Consider the following 1,302-nt stretch of genomic DNA (forward strand, 5'->3'; position numbering starts at 1 on the left):
GGCATCACGGCCCGGCCGCCCTGCTTGTCCCCGACCAAGGCCTGCATGTCCCGTGCGGTCGCCTTTTGCAGGATCGCGTCAAACAGCTCGCCGCCCCGTAGCGATCCTTTCGACAAGTCGTACTGACGAAGAGCCGTGTCGACCAAATGCTTCTGGTCCATCTTAGATAGCTTTTCGCCGCTGGCCTCAACGGCCTCTCGTACGGCCGCAGAGAAGTCTTCACGGCTCCCAAGCACATTCCGCGACTCGTCGCTGAGCGCTGTGTTAAGGCTTGTCTTGCCAGCGTCGGAAAGGCCCTTCCCGTACCGGCGACGCAATGAAGCGTCGATAGCGTCCGTGCTGACAGCGCCCTGGGGGGCGTAGTCGGCATAATTGATACCCATACGGGCGAACGCTTCGAAAGCCTGCTTCGTCGGTGCGAGCAAGCGGGCGGATATGGCACGCATGAACACACCCGACTCGTCGCCGCCCACGTTCGCTCTCTTGAGCGTCATCGCAGCCGCAAGGGCCTGTTCGGCGCGGATGCCCGCAGCGGTCGACATGCCGATACCGAACTTGCCGAACTGCTGAATATCCTCCGGCGTCATGGCACCGGCCTTAGACGCGATGGCAGCTAAGTCGGTCGACCGCCTAATCTCGCGCGACGCGTCGGCCGCGCTGTGCAGATGTATCCCTTGGCCGAACGTGAAGCCCTCGACTATCTTGGCGGCTTCCTCCGTCTTCACGTTCAGCGCTTTCGCCAGAACGATGGCTTGCTTCGTGGCCGCCTCGGTGATCGGCGCAGAGAAGTTTCGGGTGACGAAGGCCTGTTGCGCGTGCAGAGTGTCTTCGGGCTTCAATCCGTAAACGGTTGCGGCTTCGATCCTCTGCTTCTCCAACAGCGCCATGTCCGAATTGCTGTAGTGCTGAATTGCCCGCTGGTAACGAACGTCCCGCTCATACGGGATGTAATCGGATACGGCGGACTTAGCGAACTGAAATGCCTTAGCGCCCACCACACCGGCAACCGTCGCACCGATTGCGGCTTGCACCTTGTGGATTTTTTCCAGCGTATTGAGGTGTTGCTGAGCCGCAGAGTTGGCTTGCCGGAATTGGTTCGCGAGGTTCGCTGTGCCGCCGTTGTCTCTGAAGAGGCCTTTGGCCGTCTGATCGAGCTTTTTCGTTAGCTCAAGTAGTTCGCGCAGCTTCGGCGACGCCTGATCGTTTGCGCTGATCGTCGCCGTTACGCTGGGATTGCTCATCAGAAGCTATCTCCCGTTGTTCTTCTCGCGGAGCTTGGTCAGCTCCGCCTGCATCTTAATG

At 60.1% G+C, this 1,302-nt stretch carries 1 protein-coding gene; it reads right to left on the bottom strand.

Annotated elements, in window-relative coordinates:
* Positions 1-1,241 (bottom strand): phage tail tape measure protein (locus ACWIB3_RS18575; protein WP_454292368.1); only part of this gene is annotated, 1,241 nt, incomplete at its 3' end.
* Between the last annotated feature and the right edge of the window lie 61 nt (positions 1,242-1,302).

The sequence above is a fragment of the Sphingobacterium sp. NPDC055431 genome (assembly GCF_053644255.1).